Annotated in this window: 18 protein-coding genes and 1 tRNA gene; 4 read left to right on the top strand and 15 right to left on the bottom strand. The window is 62.5% G+C overall.

Annotation, left to right across the window (positions count from 1 at the left end; translation table 11 throughout):
- Window positions 1-9 precede the first annotated feature (9 nt).
- Window positions 10-1,071, top strand: coding sequence for an SDR family oxidoreductase (locus RT028_RS11060; protein WP_312934855.1), 1,062 nt, complete (start codon window positions 10-12; stop codon window positions 1,069-1,071).
- A gap of 143 nt (window positions 1,072-1,214) precedes the next feature.
- Here RT028_RS11060 and RT028_RS11055 read toward each other — a convergent pair whose 3' ends face one another.
- The 6 genes from RT028_RS11055 to queA form a co-directional block, all read right to left on the bottom strand.
- The gene (locus RT028_RS11055; protein ID WP_312934853.1) at window positions 1,215-1,763 is read right to left on the bottom strand and encodes a glycine zipper 2TM domain-containing protein; all 549 of its coding nucleotides are present in this window, start codon (window positions 1,761-1,763) and stop codon (window positions 1,215-1,217) included.
- A gap of 122 nt (window positions 1,764-1,885) precedes the next feature.
- Window positions 1,886-2,794: a protein translocase subunit SecF gene (gene secF, locus RT028_RS11050; protein ID WP_312934852.1), complete on the bottom strand. Its 909-nt coding sequence runs from the start codon at window positions 2,792-2,794 to the stop codon at window positions 1,886-1,888.
- A 10-nt stretch (window positions 2,795-2,804) separates the two neighbouring features.
- Window positions 2,805-4,667, bottom strand: a complete 1,863-nt coding sequence (gene secD / locus RT028_RS11045; protein WP_312934851.1) for a protein translocase subunit SecD — start codon at window positions 4,665-4,667, stop codon at window positions 2,805-2,807.
- A 61-nt stretch (window positions 4,668-4,728) separates the two neighbouring features.
- Complete coding sequence (yajC, locus tag RT028_RS11040) at window positions 4,729-5,061, bottom strand: preprotein translocase subunit YajC (protein WP_312934849.1); 333 nt, start codon at window positions 5,059-5,061, stop codon at window positions 4,729-4,731.
- Between the two features lie 60 nt (window positions 5,062-5,121).
- Entirely contained in the window at window positions 5,122-6,237 is a 1,116-nt protein-coding gene (gene tgt / locus RT028_RS11035; RefSeq protein ID WP_312934881.1) for a tRNA guanosine(34) transglycosylase Tgt, read from the bottom strand.
- A 14-nt stretch (window positions 6,238-6,251) separates the two neighbouring features.
- Window positions 6,252-7,301 carry a tRNA preQ1(34) S-adenosylmethionine ribosyltransferase-isomerase QueA gene (gene queA, locus RT028_RS11030; RefSeq protein ID WP_312934848.1) on the bottom strand — a complete coding sequence of 350 codons (1,050 nt, stop codon included), beginning with the start codon at window positions 7,299-7,301 and terminating at the stop codon, window positions 6,252-6,254.
- A 108-nt stretch (window positions 7,302-7,409) separates the two neighbouring features.
- Here queA and RT028_RS11025 point away from each other — a divergent pair.
- Window positions 7,410-7,494: transfer RNA gene (locus tag RT028_RS11025), tRNA-Leu, on the top strand.
- 175 nt (window positions 7,495-7,669) lie between these two features.
- Here RT028_RS11025 and nhaA read toward each other — a convergent pair.
- The gene (gene nhaA, locus RT028_RS11020) at window positions 7,670-9,025 is read right to left on the bottom strand and encodes a Na+/H+ antiporter NhaA (protein ID WP_312934847.1); all 1,356 of its coding nucleotides are present in this window, start codon (window positions 9,023-9,025) and stop codon (window positions 7,670-7,672) included.
- Between the two features lie 413 nt (window positions 9,026-9,438).
- Here nhaA and RT028_RS11015 point away from each other — a divergent pair, with 413 nt between their 5' ends.
- Both RT028_RS11015 and RT028_RS11010 read left to right on the top strand, forming a co-directional pair.
- On the top strand, window positions 9,439-10,092 hold the full coding sequence (locus RT028_RS11015) for a serine protease (protein ID WP_312934879.1): 654 nt from the start codon (window positions 9,439-9,441) through the stop codon (window positions 10,090-10,092).
- A 217-nt stretch (window positions 10,093-10,309) separates the two neighbouring features.
- Window positions 10,310-11,221: a bestrophin family protein gene (locus tag RT028_RS11010; protein WP_312934846.1), complete on the top strand. Its 912-nt coding sequence runs from the start codon at window positions 10,310-10,312 to the stop codon at window positions 11,219-11,221.
- Here RT028_RS11010 and RT028_RS11005 read toward each other — a convergent pair.
- The 8 genes from RT028_RS11005 to cyoC form a co-directional block, all read right to left on the bottom strand.
- Window positions 11,218-11,607: a lysozyme inhibitor LprI family protein gene (locus RT028_RS11005; protein WP_312934845.1), complete on the bottom strand. Its 390-nt coding sequence runs from the start codon at window positions 11,605-11,607 to the stop codon at window positions 11,218-11,220. The genes RT028_RS11010 and RT028_RS11005 overlap by 4 nt on opposite strands.
- Before the next feature lie 66 nt (window positions 11,608-11,673).
- Window positions 11,674-12,213, bottom strand: coding sequence for a hypothetical protein (locus RT028_RS11000; RefSeq protein ID WP_312934843.1), 540 nt, complete (start codon window positions 12,211-12,213; stop codon window positions 11,674-11,676).
- A 68-nt stretch (window positions 12,214-12,281) separates the two neighbouring features.
- Window positions 12,282-12,845, bottom strand: coding sequence for a GNAT family N-acetyltransferase (locus tag RT028_RS10995; protein ID WP_312934842.1), 564 nt, complete (start codon window positions 12,843-12,845; stop codon window positions 12,282-12,284).
- Between the two features lie 115 nt (window positions 12,846-12,960).
- Complete coding sequence (locus tag RT028_RS10990; protein ID WP_312934841.1) at window positions 12,961-13,353, bottom strand: YkgJ family cysteine cluster protein; 393 nt, start codon at window positions 13,351-13,353, stop codon at window positions 12,961-12,963.
- A 162-nt stretch (window positions 13,354-13,515) separates the two neighbouring features.
- Window positions 13,516-14,724: an alanine transaminase gene (alaC, locus tag RT028_RS10985; protein WP_312934840.1), complete on the bottom strand. Its 1,209-nt coding sequence runs from the start codon at window positions 14,722-14,724 to the stop codon at window positions 13,516-13,518.
- Between the two features lie 212 nt (window positions 14,725-14,936).
- Window positions 14,937-15,824: a heme o synthase gene (gene cyoE / locus RT028_RS10980; protein WP_312934839.1), complete on the bottom strand. Its 888-nt coding sequence runs from the start codon at window positions 15,822-15,824 to the stop codon at window positions 14,937-14,939.
- A gap of 11 nt (window positions 15,825-15,835) precedes the next feature.
- Window positions 15,836-16,168 carry a cytochrome o ubiquinol oxidase subunit IV gene (cyoD, locus tag RT028_RS10975; protein ID WP_312934838.1) on the bottom strand — a complete coding sequence of 111 codons (333 nt, stop codon included), beginning with the start codon at window positions 16,166-16,168 and terminating at the stop codon, window positions 15,836-15,838.
- Window positions 16,169-16,753, bottom strand: a 585-nt coding sequence (cyoC, locus tag RT028_RS10970; RefSeq protein ID WP_312934837.1) for a cytochrome o ubiquinol oxidase subunit III, incomplete at its 5' end; no start/stop codon positions are given.

Below are 16,753 nucleotides of genomic sequence, written 5' to 3'. Positions count from 1 at the left end.
GACAGCATCATGACCCAACTCGCATTAGTCGTAGGCGCCAGCGGCATCGTCGGCAGCGCCACCACCCAGTTGCTACTGGACAACCAGTGGCAGGTCGCGGCCCTGTCTCGTCAACCCTCGACGCTCCCCGGCGTCATACCTGTGGCAGCAGACCTGCAGGACCCGCAGTCGGTACGCGACGCCCTGGCCGAGCTGCGCCCCACCCACGTCTTCATCACCACTTGGTCGCGCCAGGCCACCGAAGCGGAGAACATTCGCGTCAACGCCGCCATGGTGCGCAACCTGCTCGACGCCCTGCGACCCGCCAAGAGCGTTCAGCACGTAGCACTGGTCACCGGTTTGAAACACTACCTCGGCCCGTTCGAGGCCTATGGCAAGGGCACACTGCCGCAGACACCGTTCCGCGAAGAACAAGACCGGCTGGACGTGGAGAACTTCTATTACGCCCAGGAAGACGAGGTCTTCGCCGCGGCCAGGCAGGATCACTTCACCTGGAGCGTGCACCGCCCGCACACGGTGATCGGTGTAGCCGTGGGCAATGCCATGAACATGGCAACGACCCTGGCGGTGTACGCCTCGATCTGCAAACAGACCGGTCGCCCTTTCGTCTTCCCGGGCTCACGGGTGCAGTGGGACAGCCTGACCGACATGACCGATGCCCGCCAGCTCGCCAGCCAGCTGCTGTGGGCAGCCACCACCCCTGGCGCTGCCGACCAGGCGTTCAACATCACCAACGGCGACGTGTTCCGCTGGAAGTGGATGTGGGGCAGGATCGCCGAGTACTTCAACCTGCCTGCGGCCGACTTTCCGTCGGCACCTGCGCCACTGGAAAGCCAGATGGCAGATGATCAGCGCATCTGGACGCAGCTTGCAGCCGAACACGGGCTCAAGGAGAGTGACATCGATCGCCTGATTTCGCCGTGGCACACCGATGCCGACCTGGGCCGGCCCATCGAGGTCGTCACGGACATGTCGAAATGCCGCGCCCTGGGCTTCACCGGCTATCAGCCCAGCGATCAGGCCTTCTTCGACGCCTTCGATCGCCTGCGTCGGGAAAAACTGATCCCGTAAGCAAAGCGACGCGGTGGGTTGACTGAACCGCAGCACGTGAAGGCTTCAATCAAAAAAAATCCAATACCTGCGCAAGGTATCGGATTTTTCTCATGCTTGGCGCAGCGCGATGGCGCGGCGCTCGGTCAACGCCAGCCGGGCGCTTACTGCCCGGGCTGATTCTGGCTGAGGATCAGCTTGCCGTTCTTGTCCAACGGAATGCTCGACCCAGGATCGCGATCCATCTTGATGTGCCCGGCCTGATCACCAATGGTGTACTTGACGTTGTAGCCGACTACCTTGTCGCTGATGTCGTTGACCGTGTTGCAGCGGGTTTGCGTGGTGGTGTAGGTGTCACGCCGCTGCATGCCTTCCTGCACCTTGTTACCGGCATAGCCACCGCCGACGGCACCGGCCACCGTGGCGAGCTTCTTGCCGTTACCGCCACCGACCTGGTTGCCCAGCAGGCCACCGGCCAGCGCACCGACCACGGTACCTGCGATCTGATGCTGGTCCTTGACGGGCGCCTGGCGCGTCACGGTGACGTCCTTGCAGACCTGACGCGGCGTCTTGATCTGCTCTTTGATTGGCTGCACGTCGGTCACCTGAGCATATTCAGGGCCCTTGTTGACCAAGCTGTAGGTCGCGAATGCACCGCCGGCGGTCACCGCCACTGCACCCAGAACCGTCCCAACCAGCATTGATTTGTTCACGTGAACTCTCCTGATCTATCCAGCGGGTCCGCGCCCGCGCTTGTCCCAGCCTTGGAGCAAAAAAAAAGGCGCGAGTTCAACACTCGCGCCTCTTGCTTCGCCACACGGCGTAGGAGATTTCCCTATGGACGATCGTCCACACCCTCCGCCTTGACCGGTGGAATCAGGTCTTCGCTGTTCAGGTTCAGCCAGATCAACACCACGTTGGCAATGTAGATCGACGAGTAGGTGCCTGCCAGAACGCCGATGAACAGCGCCAGCGAGAAGCCGAACAGGTTATCGCCGCCGAAGAACAGCAGCGCAGCGATTGCCAGCAGGGTCGAAACCGAGGTCGCGATGGTGCGCAGCAGGGTCTGGGTGGTCGAGACGTTGATGTTCTCGATCAGCGACGCCTTGCGCATGACCCGGAAGTTCTCACGCACCCGGTCGAACACCACGATGGTGTCGTTGAGCGAGTAGCCGATGATTGCCAGTACGGCGGCCAGCACGGTCAGGTCGAAGGTGATCTGGAAGAACGACAGGATACCCAGCGTCACCACCACGTCGTGGATCAGCGAGATGATCGCGCCCACGGCGAACTTCCACTGGAAGCGGAAGGCCAGGTAGATGAGGATGCCGCCGAGCGCCAGGAGCATGCCCAACCCGCCCTGGTCGCGCAGCTCTTCACCGACCTGCGGGCCGACGAATTCCACACGCTTGACCGTTGCCGGGTTGTCGCCGCTGACCTTCTTCAAGGCTTCTGCAACCTTGTTGCCCAGTTGCGGATCGTCGCCCGGCATGCGCACCAGCAGTTCGTTGCTGGCGCCGAAGCTCTGCACAATGGCCTCATGGAAGCCTGAGCTGGTCAGCTCGCCGCGCACGGCCTTGAGGTCGGCGGGGCGCTCGTAGGTCAGCTCGATCAGGGTGCCGCCGGTGAAGTCCAGGCCAAAGTTCAGGCCCTTCTGCCACCAGCTGAACAGCGCCAGGACGGTGAGGAGTACGGTGATGGCGAACGCACTGTTGCGCACGCCCATGAAGTTGATGGTTTTCATGGTGATTCCCTCAGACCCACAGCTTCTTGATGTCACGCCCGCCGCAGGTCAGGTTGACCATTGCACGGGTCACCATGATGGCGGTGAACATCGAGGTGAATATCCCGAGGGACATGGTGACCGCGAAGCCTTTGACCGGCCCGGTACCCATGGCGAACAGGATGCCGCCCACCAGCAGGCTGGTCAGGTTGGCGTCGATGATCGCGGTATAGGCGCGGTTGAAACCTTCATGGATCGCACGCTGAGCAGACATGCCGTTTTTCAGCTCTTCGCGAATCCGCGAGAAGATCAGCACGTTGGCGTCGACCGCCATGCCCATGGTCAGGACGATACCGGCGATGCCCGGCAGGGTCAGGGTTGCGCCCAGCAGGGACATCAGCGCCAGCAGCAGCACCATGTTGCCCGCCAGGGCGATGGTGGCGATCACACCGAAGCCACGGTAGATGGCGATGATGAACAGCGACACGAACAGCATGCCCCACAGCGATGCATCCACACCCTTGGTGATGTTGTCGGCACCCAGGCTCGGGCCGATGGTGCGCTCTTCAGCGAAGTACATCGGCGCGGCCAGACCACCGGCACGCAGCAGCAGGGCCAGCTCGGACGACTCGCCCTGGCCATTGAGCCCGGTGATGCGGAACTGGCTACCCAGTGGCGACTGAATGGTCGCCAGGCTGATGATCTTCTTCTCTTCCTGGAAGCTCTGGACCGGCACTTCCTTCTCGACGCCATCGACGGTCTGCTTGACGTAGCGGGTGATCGGCTTCTGCTCGATGAAGATCACCGCCATGCTGCGCCCGACGTTGCTGCGCGTGGCGCGGCTCATCAGCTCGCCGCCATGGCCATCGAGGCGGATGTTGACCTGCGGACGGCCGTGTTCGTCGTAACTGGCCTGGGCATCGGTGACCTGGTCACCGGTGATGATCAGGCCGCGCTCGACCGGCGCCGAACGGCCGCCTTCGCGGAACTCGAAGACTTCGCTGGTATCGCGCGACGCACCGGGTTCGGCGCCGAAGCGGAACTCCAGGTTGGCGGTTTTGCCCAGGATACGCTTGGCTTCGGCAGTGTCCTGCACGCCCGGCAGCTCGACCACGATACGGTTGGCGCCCTGGCGCTGTACCAGCGGCTCGGCAACACCCAGCTCGTTGACGCGGTTGCGCACGGTAGTGAGGTTCTGACGGATCGAGTATTCGCGGATCTCGGTGATCTTGGCCTGGGTCAGCGCCAGACGCAGCACGGCGAGGTCATTGCGCTCGGACGTGGTCAGGTCGAAATCGGTGAAATTCTTGCGTACCAGGCTGCGGGCCTGTTCGCGGGTAGCGTCGTCGGCAAAGCCGAGCATGATGCCGCCGTTCTGTTGCGGCAGGCTGCGATAGCGAATGCGTTCCTTGCGCAGCAAGGTCTTCACTTCACCTTCGTAGACCTTCATGCGCGCGCTCATGGCCTTGTCCATGTCGACTTCCAGCAGGAAGTGCACACCGCCGGACAGGTCGAGGCCGAGCTTCATGGGGCTGGCGCCGATCTTGCGCAGCCACTGCGGGGTGGTCTGGGCCAGGTTCAGTGCGACGACATAGTCATCACCGAGCGCCTTGCGCACCACATCCTTGGCTGGCAACTGATCTTCCTGATTACTCAGGCGAATCAGACCGCTGCCCTTCTCACCCAGGCTCGCGCCCTTGACCACGAGACCGGCCTCGGTCAGCGCCTTGCTGACACGGTCCAGGTCGGCCTGGTTGACCTGCAGCGCCGAACTGGCACCGCTGATCTGCACGGCCGGATCATCCGGGTAGAGGTTGGGAGCGGAATAAATGAAACCGATCGCCAGTACCAGCACGATCAGTGCGTATTTCCACAGAGGGTATTTGTTCAGCATCACGCCGCCCGTACAAGACGCGGGGCGCGTTGCGCGCCCCGACTGGAAAAAAATCGATGCCTCAGATCGCCTTGAGCGTACCTTTTGGCAGGGTTGCCGCGATGGCACCCTTCTGGAACTTCAGCTCAACGGTGTCGGACACTTCCAGCACGACGAAATCATCGGAAACCTTGATGATCTTGCCGGCAATACCGCCGTTGGTGACAACTTCGTCACCTTTCTGCAAGTTGCCCAGCAGGTTCTTCTGCTCTTTGGCGCGCTTGGACTGTGGACGCCAGATCATCAGGTAGAAGATGACCAGGAAACCGACCAGGAAGATCCACTCAAAACCAGCAGGACCCGCGGCAGCAGGTGCAGCAGCGTCCGCGTAGGCGGCGGGAATCAGAAAGCTCATTTGACACTCCAGTTACTAGCGTTATGCAAAGACTTGGTTTGCACATTCAGTGAAGGACACTCAGTCCAGCGGCGGCACAGGCAGCCCGCGTTTGGCGTAGAAGGCGTCGACAAAGGCGGCCAATTTACCCTGTTGAATAGCCTCGCGCAAACCAGCCATCAGGCGCTGGTAATGACGCAAGTTATGGATCGTATTCAACATGCTGCTGAGCATTTCGCCGCACTTGTCCAGGTGGTGCAGATAGGCGCGGGAGAAGTTGCAGCAGGTATAGCAATCGCAGGTCGGATCCAGTGGCGATTCATCATGGCGATGGAACGCGTTACGAATCTTGATCACCCCGGTGTCGATGAACAGATGCCCGTTGCGCGCATTGCGCGTAGGCATCACGCAGTCGAACATGTCGACGCCGCGGCGCACACCCTCCACAAGATCCTCGGGTTTGCCCACCCCCATAAGGTAACGAGGTTTGTCAGCAGGCATCTGGCCCGGCAGGTAGTCGAGCACCTTGATCATCTCGTGCTTGGGCTCGCCGACCGACAGGCCGCCGATGGCCAGGCCATCGAAGCCGATCTTGTCGAGCCCTTCGAGCGAGCGCATGCGCAAGTCTTCGTGCATGCCGCCCTGGACGATGCCGAACAGCGCGGCGGTGTTTTCGGCATGGGCATTCTTCGAGCGTTGCGCCCAGCGCAGCGACAGCTCCATGGAGGTGCGTGCCACATCGTGCTCGGCAGGATACGGGGTGCACTCGTCGAAGATCATGACGATGTCCGAACCCAGGTCGCGCTGCACCTGCATGGACTCTTCCGGGCCCATGAACACCTTGGAACCGTCGACCGGCGAGGCGAAGGTCACCCCCTCTTCCTTGATCTTGCGCATCGCCCCCAGGCTGAACACCTGAAAACCGCCGGAATCGGTCAGAATCGGGCCTTTCCACTGCATGAAATCGTGCAGGCCGTTGTGCTTCTTGATCACCTCGGTGCCTGGGCGCAGCCACAGGTGGAAGGTGTTACCGAGGATGATCTCGGCGCCGGTGGCCTCGATGTCACGCGGCAGCATGCCTTTAACCGTGCCATAGGTACCGACCGGCATGAACGCCGGGGTTTCGACCGTGCCACGGGGGAAGGTCAGCCGGCCGCGACGGGCCTTGCCGTCGGTGGCCAGCAGTTCGAAGGACATTCGACAGGTGCGAGTCATGCTTGATCCTCGGGGCCGCGCGGCGCCGGATTGCGGGTGATGAACATGGCATCACCGTAACTGAAGAAGCGGTACCGTTCCTGGACCGCCGCCGCGTAGGCAGCCATGGTCTCGGGGTAACCGGCGAAGGCCGAGACCAGCATCAGCAGCGTGGACTCCGGCAGGTGGAAATTGGTGACCAGGGCGTCGACCACATGGAAGGGTCGGCCGGGGAACAGGAAGATATCGGTGTCACCGCTGAAGGCCTTCAGCTGGCCATCGCGCGCGGCGCTTTCCAGCGAGCGCACGCTGGTGGTGCCCACCGCGATGACGCGGCCACCGCGAGCGCGGCAGGCCGCCACGGCATCGACCACGTCCTGGCCGACTTCCAGCCACTCTTTATGCATGTGGTGGTCTTCAATCTTGTCGACCCGCACCGGCTGGAAGGTGCCGGCCCCGACGTGCAAGGTCACGAACGCCTGCTCCACGCCCTTGGCCGCGATCTGCGCCAGCAGCGCCTGATCGAAATGCAGCCCGGCGGTAGGCGCCGCCACAGCGCCGGCGCGCTCGGCATACACGGTCTGGTAGCGCTCGCGGTCGGCGCCTTCGTCAGGCCGGTCGATGTACGGCGGCAGCGGCATGTGCCCCACGCGATCGAGCAGCGGCAACACTTCTTCGGCAAAGCGCAACTCGAACAAGGTGTCGTGGCGTGCCACCATCTCGGCCTCACCGCCGCCGTCAATCAGCAACCGGGTGCCGACTTTCGGCGCTTTGCTGGCACGCACGTGGGCCAGCACGCGGTGGCTGTCGAGCACACGCTCGACCAGCACTTCCAGCTTGCCGCCCGAGGCCTTCTGGCCGAACAGCCGCGCCGGAATCACCCGGGTGTTGTTGAACACCATCAGGTCACCGGGGCGCAGGTACTCGAGCAGATCGGTGAACTGCCGGTGCGCCAACGCCCCGCTCGGCCCATCGAGGACCAGCAGACGGCTGCCATGGCGCTCGGCCAACGGATGGCGAGCGATAAGGGTATCGGGGAGTTCGAAAGAGAAATCGGCAACGCGCATGATCAGGTTCGGTTCGACAAAGCGGGGAAGTTTAGCCCACTGAGGCAAAATTGACCATGAAAGGCGATTGACCGACGGACGGAGCCTCTCTATACTGCGCCGCGTCAAGCCCTGATGGCGGAATTGGTAGACGCGGCGGATTCAAAATCCGTTTTCGAAAGGAGTGGGAGTTCGAGTCTCCCTCGGGGCACCAAATCGCAACAGCTGCACGCTGCTTACAGCGTCCAGAACAAAAAAACCGGCACTCATGGCCGGTTTTTTTGTGCCCAGAATCTGGTGACCGTTCGAATCGGCCGGGGCGTCGCCCTTTTCTTCGGCAACCCGCACTGCGCCCAAGCACTTACCGCTCGGGCGAAGCAGCCACCACGTTACTTCGCCGCTGCCTTCATCCACTTGAAGTACACCGCCCCCCATACCAGCCCGATCGCCGCTGCGAGCGTGGAGGCGCACAACACGCTCAACTTGGCCACCGCCAACAGGTGCGCATCATCGAACGCCAGCCCGGCGATGAAGATCGACATGGTAAAGCCGATACCCGCCAGCAGCCCCACCAGCAGGACGCCACCCCAGGTCACATGTTGCGGCAAGCTGCAGACCCCGCTGCGCACCAGCAGGAAGGTGGCCAAGAAGATACCGATGGGTTTACCGACGACCAACGCCACGACCACGCCGTAGGCGACCGAGAAACTGATCGGCACATCCAGGTGCGCGCCTTGCAGGTTCACCCCCGCATTGGCCAAGGCAAACAACGGCATGATCGCAAAGGCTACCCACGGGTGCAGACGCTCCTGCACGCGCTGCACCGGTGGCACCACCTCACGCTCGGCCAGACGGATCTGCTTGAGCGGGGTAGCCACTTTCTTTTCGCCCTGGTCGACCCGGTGCAGCAGATCGCGGAGAGCCTTGGACATCAGGTCCAGCGGCCGTTCCTGGGACGGCGCGGAGCGTACTGGGGTGATCAGGCCCAGTACCACGCCGGCCAAGGTGGGATGTACGCCGAGCTTGAGCAGGCCGGCCCACATGATGACGCCTGGAAGCACGTAAGCCCATGCGTTGCCGATGCCCATGCGCTGCATGACCAGGACCAGTGCCAGACCACCCGCAGCAATACCCAGGCCGGCGAAATCCAGGCTGGCGGTGTAGAACACGGCAATGATCAGGATGGCAGCGATGTCGTCGATGATCGCCAGGGCCAGGAGGAAGATGCGCAGGTTGGCCGGAATCGACTTGCCGAGCAGCGCCAGAACACCCACCGCAAACGCGATATCGGTGGCCGTCGGTACGGCCCAGCCATTGCTGGACGGCAAGCCCCAGTTGAAGGCCAGGTACAGGCCTGCCGGTACCAGCACGCCACCCAGGGCAGCACCCACCGGCAAGGTGGCCATGCGCGCATTGGACAGGGCGCCGTCCTGGATTTCCTGGCGAATCTCCATGCCCACCACCAGGAAGAAGATGGTCATCAGGCCATCGTTGACCAGAAAGTGCAGGGATTGACCCAGGCTCAGCGAGCCGAGGGTGAGCGTTACCTGTGTGTGCCAGAAGGCCTCGTAGGACGCGCTGGCGGCGCTGTTGGCCCAGATCAGCGCGGCAATGGCCGCGATGACCAGGGCAATACCGCTGACGGCTTCGATATGGGCAAAGCGTTCCAGTGCGGCGAGGGCTTGGCTGGTGAGCCTTTGGGGGCGGGGGATCACGGCTGAAGCAGGGGTATTGGGTGCGGGCACGGTAGAACCTCACCAGCGGCCCGACTGGTGTTGGATAGTTAACCTGCGATTCAGCGACATGCCTGACGCACCCGTGCGCATTGTAGGCATAGCGCCCGATGCCTGCAAAACGTCATGGGTCGATGACAAGCGCGAGTGCCGAATATCAGGCATTTCCTACACAGCGAACAGCGTTCCGATAGGGTCGCGGAAAACGCCTCAGTGTGCGCTTATGGTAGACGGTATACCATTCGGCGGATGCTATCACTGTAATGGCTAATTTCGATTGGCAATAGCTATGTGCCACCATTACTCTCCATCCCATTGGGGCTAACCCATAAGTAAGGCGTGCCACTAGCGTGTTGTCACGTTGCCCATCCATCCTTCTCAGAACCTGAATCATGAAACCAACTGTGCCCTGCCTCGCAGCACTGATGCTGCTGAGTGGGTGCAATGGAATGCCCACCAGTTCGTTCGCCTCGAATCCCACCTATGACCAGGCGTTCGTCGTTCATTCCGGCGGTCCGCTGCCGATGCTGCTGATGGCCTCGGCGATCCAGTGGAACGAGGACTACGCCGTTACCGCCAAGCACACCCCGTTCCTGCCCGGCGTGGTCCATGAAGGCCTTGGCGATGTCGTGTTCTTCCGCCACAAGGCTGAACGCACCCCGCAATGGCGACAGTTCGTGCCCGGTGAGGCGGTGACTGCCGTCGGCTTCAACGGCCTGCAGATGCCTGTCGAGGGCCGCGGCCATGCGTCGGCCTCGATGGTGCGGCTCAAAGGCACCGGCGGCGGCGTGTTCTATTCGGTTCATGACGGCCCGCTGGTCAAGGGCATGTCGGGCGGTCCGCTGTTTGCCGATGATGGCAAGGTAGTCGGGATCAATATCGCCTACATTGACAAGGACGAGATCGACAGCGCCCGCCGACCGGACCTGGCCGGTGCCGAGCGCGTCAGCGTGTTCATGCCCTACAGCGAGATCGACCGCGAGTGGCGTCGCTACCAGTTCCAGCTGGCGCAGCAAGGGGCCAAGCCGCAACGGCCCAAACCGGTGCCGGCATTGATGGCAAAAGCGCCGCAGGTGTAATGCAGGGTGCAGGCACCGTCGCCGCGGCGGTGTGCACCCAGCCCGCCAACGCCTCAGACTCAGGCCACGCCCCCTGGGCCCGATACGGGGCTGCGTCGGCGGCGTGCGGCCCGCCATAGGCGTTGGCCAGTACCGGGCCACGTGCGGCGACCGGTCGCGCGAACCTTGCGCAAGCCGCGGCGTCGGATGCTCACTGTCCCGCACACGAGGTCGTGCCTTGAAAGCACTCATTGCCCATAAAATTCGCTTGGTGACCAAAACCCTCGGCTACATCGGTTGGTCATTGTTCTGGCTGCTGATCTGGGACGTTCTGGTCACCATTGATTTCATGCTGTTTCTCAACAGCAAGTTCAACCTGCCCCTGATCCCTCTCACCCTGCTCGGCTCAGCGCTGGTGGTGCTGGTGAGCTTTCGCAACAGCAGCGCCTATAACCGCTGGTGGGAGGCGCGCACGTTGTGGGGGGCGATGGTCAACAGTTCACGCAGCTTCGCCCGCCAGGTGCTGACCCTGATCGATGACCCGGACGAGCGCCTCGGCCCGATCAAGGCCACCTTGCTGCGGCGCCAGGTGGCCTACGTGAACTGCCTGGCGGCGCACCTGAAGGGTGAGCCCTGCCCGCCCGAGCTGATTGCGTTCATCCCGGATGCGGAGTTCGAACGGCGCAATGGCTCGAACAACTTCGCCAATGACATTCTCGCAGGCTCCGCGGCGCTGCTGGCCAACGAGTACAAGGCGGGACGGCTCGACAGCATCCGTCTGGCGCGGCTGGAATCGACCATGGTCGACATCTCCAACGCCCAAGGCGGCATGGAGCGCATCGCCAACACGCCCCTGCCCTTCCCTTACGTCTATTTCCCACGGCTGTTCATCAGCCTGTTCTGCCTGATCGTGCCAGTGGGCATTGTCGAGTCACTGGGTTGGTTCACGCCCCTGGCGTCGACGGTGGTCGGCTTCATGCTGCTGGCCATCGAGCGCATCGGCACCGACTTGCAGAGCCCGTTCAAGGCCAGCGAGCACCAGATCAAGATGGACGCGATCTGCGAAACCATCGAGCGCAACCTGGAGTCGATGCAGCGTGAAGCACTGTTTGCCGAGCCGGTGCCGGTGCCTGAGCAGCCGCGGGTCTAGCCCTCGGGATTGGCCATGCGCTCGAGTTCTGCGGCGCGCTCACGGGTCAGGTCCTTGACGCACATGGCCGCGTTGACGCGCGACAGGGTGCCGTTGTCGAGGCTGCCATGGAAGCTGCAGTTGGCGTCGCGGTAGGCCATCCAGCTGCGCTGAATCTCGCGCAGGCCTTTTTTCTTCTGCGCATCCAGCTTGCCCATCAACTGCTTGTAGGCCTGGTTCAGGCGTGCGTCCTGGGCCTGGGTTTCGGTCTGGATGCAGGTGCTCATCAGCGAGGTGCTGGACGCGGTGTCCATGCACTGGGTGTAGGTCGGCGAGTCGTCGGCCGCGTGGGCGCAAGACACCGCGAGCAGCAATACCGCGCCGGTGCCGATCAGGGAACGAAGCATCAGGTGAACTCCTTTGCAGTGAATGCGGGGCAGGTCAAGAACGCCTGCCCCTGCTGGCGCTAGACCTCAAATGGCCAAAGAGGGTTCAGGCGGCAGCAGAATCCGCCCTGGCTCGAACTGCAGCGAGGGCATGCCGGCGGCGGTGTAGATCGTCAATGCCAGGGCCGCCAAAAGCGCCAGGTCCGGCCATTGCCAGCCGGGCACCTCGCCTGCACGGCGGGCCTTCCAGCACCACCAGCCTTGCCCTGCACTGAAGCCGAACAGGGCCAGCACCCAGAGGTAGAACCCCAGGCCCAGGGCGGCGACGTCATCGAAGGCGTAGCTGACGTTGTCAGGCAAACGCTCGATGCCCAGGCCGCTCAGCGCCAGGTACAACGCAGCCAGGCCTGCCAGCAGCGCCAGGCGGCGAAAGCGCCGATGCGCCAGCACGGCCAGCGCGAACAGCGGATTGGCGAACCACTGGAACAGGCCAAAGGGCATCGCCCACGGGCCGTACAGCAGCATCTGCAATGACGGCATCTGGGCGCCGCCGACCAGGTGCGCCCCCGTGCAGAACAGACAGGCCAGGTACAGCAGCAGGCTCAGGGACAGGTAATAACGCGGCAAGGTTGGCACCACAGGCAGATCGATCGTGCAGCGACCCTACCTAGGCGCCTGCCCGGGTGCAAGCAGGCTTACGCCACCGGCGGCTCCATCAGCAGGCCATACAAGCCCGAATCCGACAGTTCTCCGGCCACGCACCAGCGTGCACGCAAGGTGCCTTCGAGCACGAAACCCTGGCGCTCCAGGGTGCGTGCAGAGCCCTCGTTGCGCGGGTCGATTTCGGCTTCCAGACGACGCAGGTGCAGGGTGTGGGCCAAGTAATCGATGAAGCAGGTCAAGGCTTCATCCATGTAGGCGCGCCCTTGCACGGCACTGGCCAGGCAATAGCCGATCTCGCCCCGGCGCGACACCTCATCGATGTTGAACAACTGCACCATGCCGATCAGCTCGCCGGTGTCACGGCGGTACATGCCCAGCTTCAGCTGCTGGCCGTCAGCATAGGCCTGACGGTCTTGCGCCAACGCGCTTTCGGCTTCGGCGACGTCCTGCCAGGGGGCATGATGCCAATACCGCATCACTTGCGGGTCGGCCATGATGGTCAGCCAGGCAGGCGCGTCGGCATGACGCATGGGTCGCAACTGCAACCGCGGGCTGTCGAGGCTGAGGTCGGTGGAAAAACTGCGGGGTTGGGTCACGCCGGGTCTCCTGTCCATTACGGTCGTATGACTGTGTAGTGTCATCTGGTCACACTACCAGAGCGCACCCGGCCTTGGTCGAATGGACAGCCATTGCGTCACTCGAAACCCTCGCTCAGGCCACTTTGGCGCCATCGTCACCGTCGTCCGGCCAGTGCGGTTCATTGGCACCCGGCGGCGTCAGCGGCGGCAGGCCATAGGCGGCGCGAGCGTCGTCGCAGCTGGGGTTGTGCACGCCATTGACCCACGAGGCATCGAACTCCCGGCACGGGCTGGAACGGTTGGCGTAGATACTGCAACCGACCTGCTTGCCGACCTCGCCCTCCAGGCTGATGCAGCGTGACGGCTTGGCGTCGGTACCGATCATCGCGACACGGGTCGGGTTGATCTGCACCACCAGGTCATCGGGCACCACGCCTCCGGAGGATTGGCACTCACCCCAGAAGAAGGACACACGGAAGTACGCGCAGCAGGCGCCGCAGTCAAGGCAAGGGTTGTATTCGGACATGATGCCCACGGGGAGAAGGTTTGAGGGAGCGGGATTGCCCCGCGCGCTCTTTTTAATCCAACGCCGTGCGCCTGAGAAGAGGGCTGGTGAAAAATAAATCGTCGGCAGATGGCCGGTCATGGCAAACCTCACCACGGGCCGGCGCCCGTGGTGAGGCAGCGCTTACTTCTGGATCAGACCATCGGCCCGGAACATCTGCCGAATGCCGCGGATACCCTGACGGATGCGGTCCTGGTTCTCGATCAGGGCAAAGCGCACATGGTCGTCGCCGTAGTCACCAAAACCGATGCCCGGCGACACACACACCTTGGCTTCCGCCAGCAGCTTCTTGGCGAACTCCAGCGAGCCCAGATGGGCATAGGCCTCGGGAATCTTCGCCCAGACATACATCGACGCCTTGGGGTTTTCGACCATCCAGCCCAGCTCGTGCAAGCCTTTGACCAGCAGGTTGCGACGCTGGCGGTACTGCTCGGCGATGTCGCGCACGCATTGCTGGTCGCCTTCGAGCGCCGCAATGGCAGCCACCTGCAACGGCGTGAAGGTGCCGTAGTCGTGGTAGCTCTTGATCCGCGCCAGGGCGTTGACCAGCTCGCGGTTGCCCACCATGAAGCCGATGCGCCAGCCGGCCATGTTGTAGCTCTTGGACAGCGTGAAGAACTCCACCGCGATGTCCTTGGCGCCGGGCACCTGCATGATCGACGGGGCTTTCCAGCCGTCGTAGACGATGTCGGCGTAGGCCAGGTCATGGATCACCAGCACGTTGTACTGCTTGGCCAGGGCCACCACGCGCTCGAAGAAATCCAGCTCCACGCACTGGGCGGTGGGGTTCGAGGGGAAGCCCAGGATCATCATCTTCGGCTTGGGGATCGATTCGCGAATCGCCCGCTCCAGCTCGTTGAAGAAATCCACGCCCGGCACCAGCGGCACCGAGCGCACCTGGGCGCCGGCGATCACTGCACCGTAGATGTGGATCGGATAACTGGGGTTGGGCACCAGCACCGTATCACCGGCATCGAGGGTGGCCAGCATCAGGTGGGCAAGGCCTTCTTTGGAGCCGATGGTGACGATGGCTTCGTCATCCGGGTCGATGTCGACCTCGTAGCGGTCCTTGTACCAACGGGAGATGGCGCGACGCAGACGCGGAATCCCGCGCGAGGTGGAGTACCCGTGGGTGTCTTCACGCTGGGCGACCTGCACCAGTTTCTCGACGATGTGCGGCGGCGTGGCGCCATCGGGGTTGCCCATGCTCAGATCGATGATGTCCTCGCCACGGCGGCGGGCGGCCATCTTGAGCTCGGCGGTGATGTTGAAGACGTAGGGGGGAAGCCGGTCGATGCGCGCGAAGCGGCGCGGCGAAGGGGTATCAGCCATGGTATGCCTCTGTAGACGTCAGCGCCCGGAACCGTCCGAGCGACGTTGGCCACTGCGGTGGCCGAAACAGACATTACTGCTGAAAACCATTACCTGTAAACGAGTATTTCCTGTTTATACGAATATTTTCAGGACCATCGTCCATTCACGTTTTCTCGCCATCCATAAAAAACCCCGGCGCACAGGCCGGGGTTCGAGGTACTGCATGTCGATCAGCGTGCGTAGGTCATCAGCACATCGGTCGCGCTCTGGCTGTCCACCGACATCATCAGGCTCAACGCCATGACGGTGAGGATCGAGAAGCCGAATACCTTGCGCGCCCATTTGCTGTCGTCCTGAGCGCGGTAGCCGCCCCAGGCCATGTACAGCCAGTACAGACCCATGGCCGCTGCCACCACCAGGTAACCGATGCCGGCATAACCGCCCAGCGTCAGCATCAGGGTGGCGAGCACGAAGGCCAGGATGTACAGCAGGATCTGCTTCTTCGCCGCCAGAATGCCACGCGCCACCGGCAACACCGGAATGTTGGCGGCGCGGTAGTCATTGAAGCGGAAGATGGCGATGGCGAAGCTGTGCGGCATCTGCCACAGGCTGAACATCACCAGCAGGGTCACGGCGGCCAGGTCGAAGCTGTTGCTCACGGCGCAGTAGCCGATCACCGGAGGCATGGCACCGGACAGGCTGCCGACCAAGGTGCCGTGCACCGACTTGCGCTTCAACCACAGGCTGTAGAAACCGACATAGACCACGAAGCCGGCCAGCGCGCAGTAGGCCGCCAACGGATTGGCCTGGACATACAGCAGGCTGAAGCCGCCCACGCCCAGCAGCGCCGCGTAGACCAGCGCCACGGTCAGGGACATGCCGCCCTGAACCATGACGCGGTTCTTGGTGCGCTCCATCTTCTGGTCGATGTCGCGGTCGATGCAGTTGTTGAATGCACAGCCGGAAGCCACCACCAGGCACGTGCCGACGATCACTGCCAACAGCAGCGTAAAGTCGATATGGCCCTTGGCAGCCAGAAAGAAACCACCTGCCACGGAGATCACGTTACCGAAAATGATGCCCGGCTTGGTGATCTGGATGAAGTGCTTCACGGACATGCAGAGTTACCTCACTTGGCCATCATCTGGAAGTGGATGCTGAAGATGATCCACAGCGACAGGCCGACCAGCAGTGCAATCACCATGACGGTGAACAGGAACGTCGAGACGTTGTTGCGCTGCCCTTTCGAGCGGTCCATGTGCAGGAAGTACACGAGGTGTACCACGACCTGAATCACGGCCATCGCCACCACGACCACTACGGTCCACATCTTGTCCATTACTGGCGACATCACCAGCGCAAACGGGATCGCGGTCAGGATGATCGACAGTACAAAGCCGATCATGTAGGACTTCACGCTGCCGTGGCTGTTGTCGTGATGCGCGTCATGTGCATTGGCCATTTAGATAACCCCCAGCAGATAAACGACGGTGAATACGCAGATCCAGACCACGTCCAGGAAGTGCCAGAACAGGCTCAGGCAGCTCATGCGCGTGGTGGCGGTCGGCGTGATGCCGTGCTTGTTGATCTGGTACATCATGATCGCCATCCAGATCAGGCCAGCGGTCACGTGCAGACCGTGGGTGCCGACCAGGGCAAAGAAGCCCGAGAGGAAACCACTGCGCTGCGGGCCGAAGCCCTCGCCGATCAGGTGATGGAATTCATAGACTTCCATCGCGATGAAGCCTGCACCGAACAGGAAGGTCACGGCCAACCAGCCCAGCACGCCTGACTTGCTACCGGCGAACATCTTCAGCATGGCGAAGCCGAAAGTGATCGAAGACAGCAGCAGGAACGCGGTTTCCACCAGCACGAAGTCGAGCTGGAAGATGTCGTGACCCGACGGGCCGCCGGCAAAACTGCCGGACAGCACCGCGTAGGTAGCGAAGAGCGACGCAAACAGAATGCAGTCGGTCATCAGGTACAGCCAGAAGCCCAGTACGGTCATCTGGCCCGAGTCGTGGTGGTGATCGTCGTGCCCATGGTC

The sequence above is a fragment of the Pseudomonas sp. genome (genome assembly GCF_032058845.1).
Classification (GTDB): domain Bacteria; phylum Pseudomonadota; class Gammaproteobacteria; order Pseudomonadales; family Pseudomonadaceae; genus Aquipseudomonas.
This window is presented reverse-complemented; position numbering and strand designations above follow the sequence as displayed.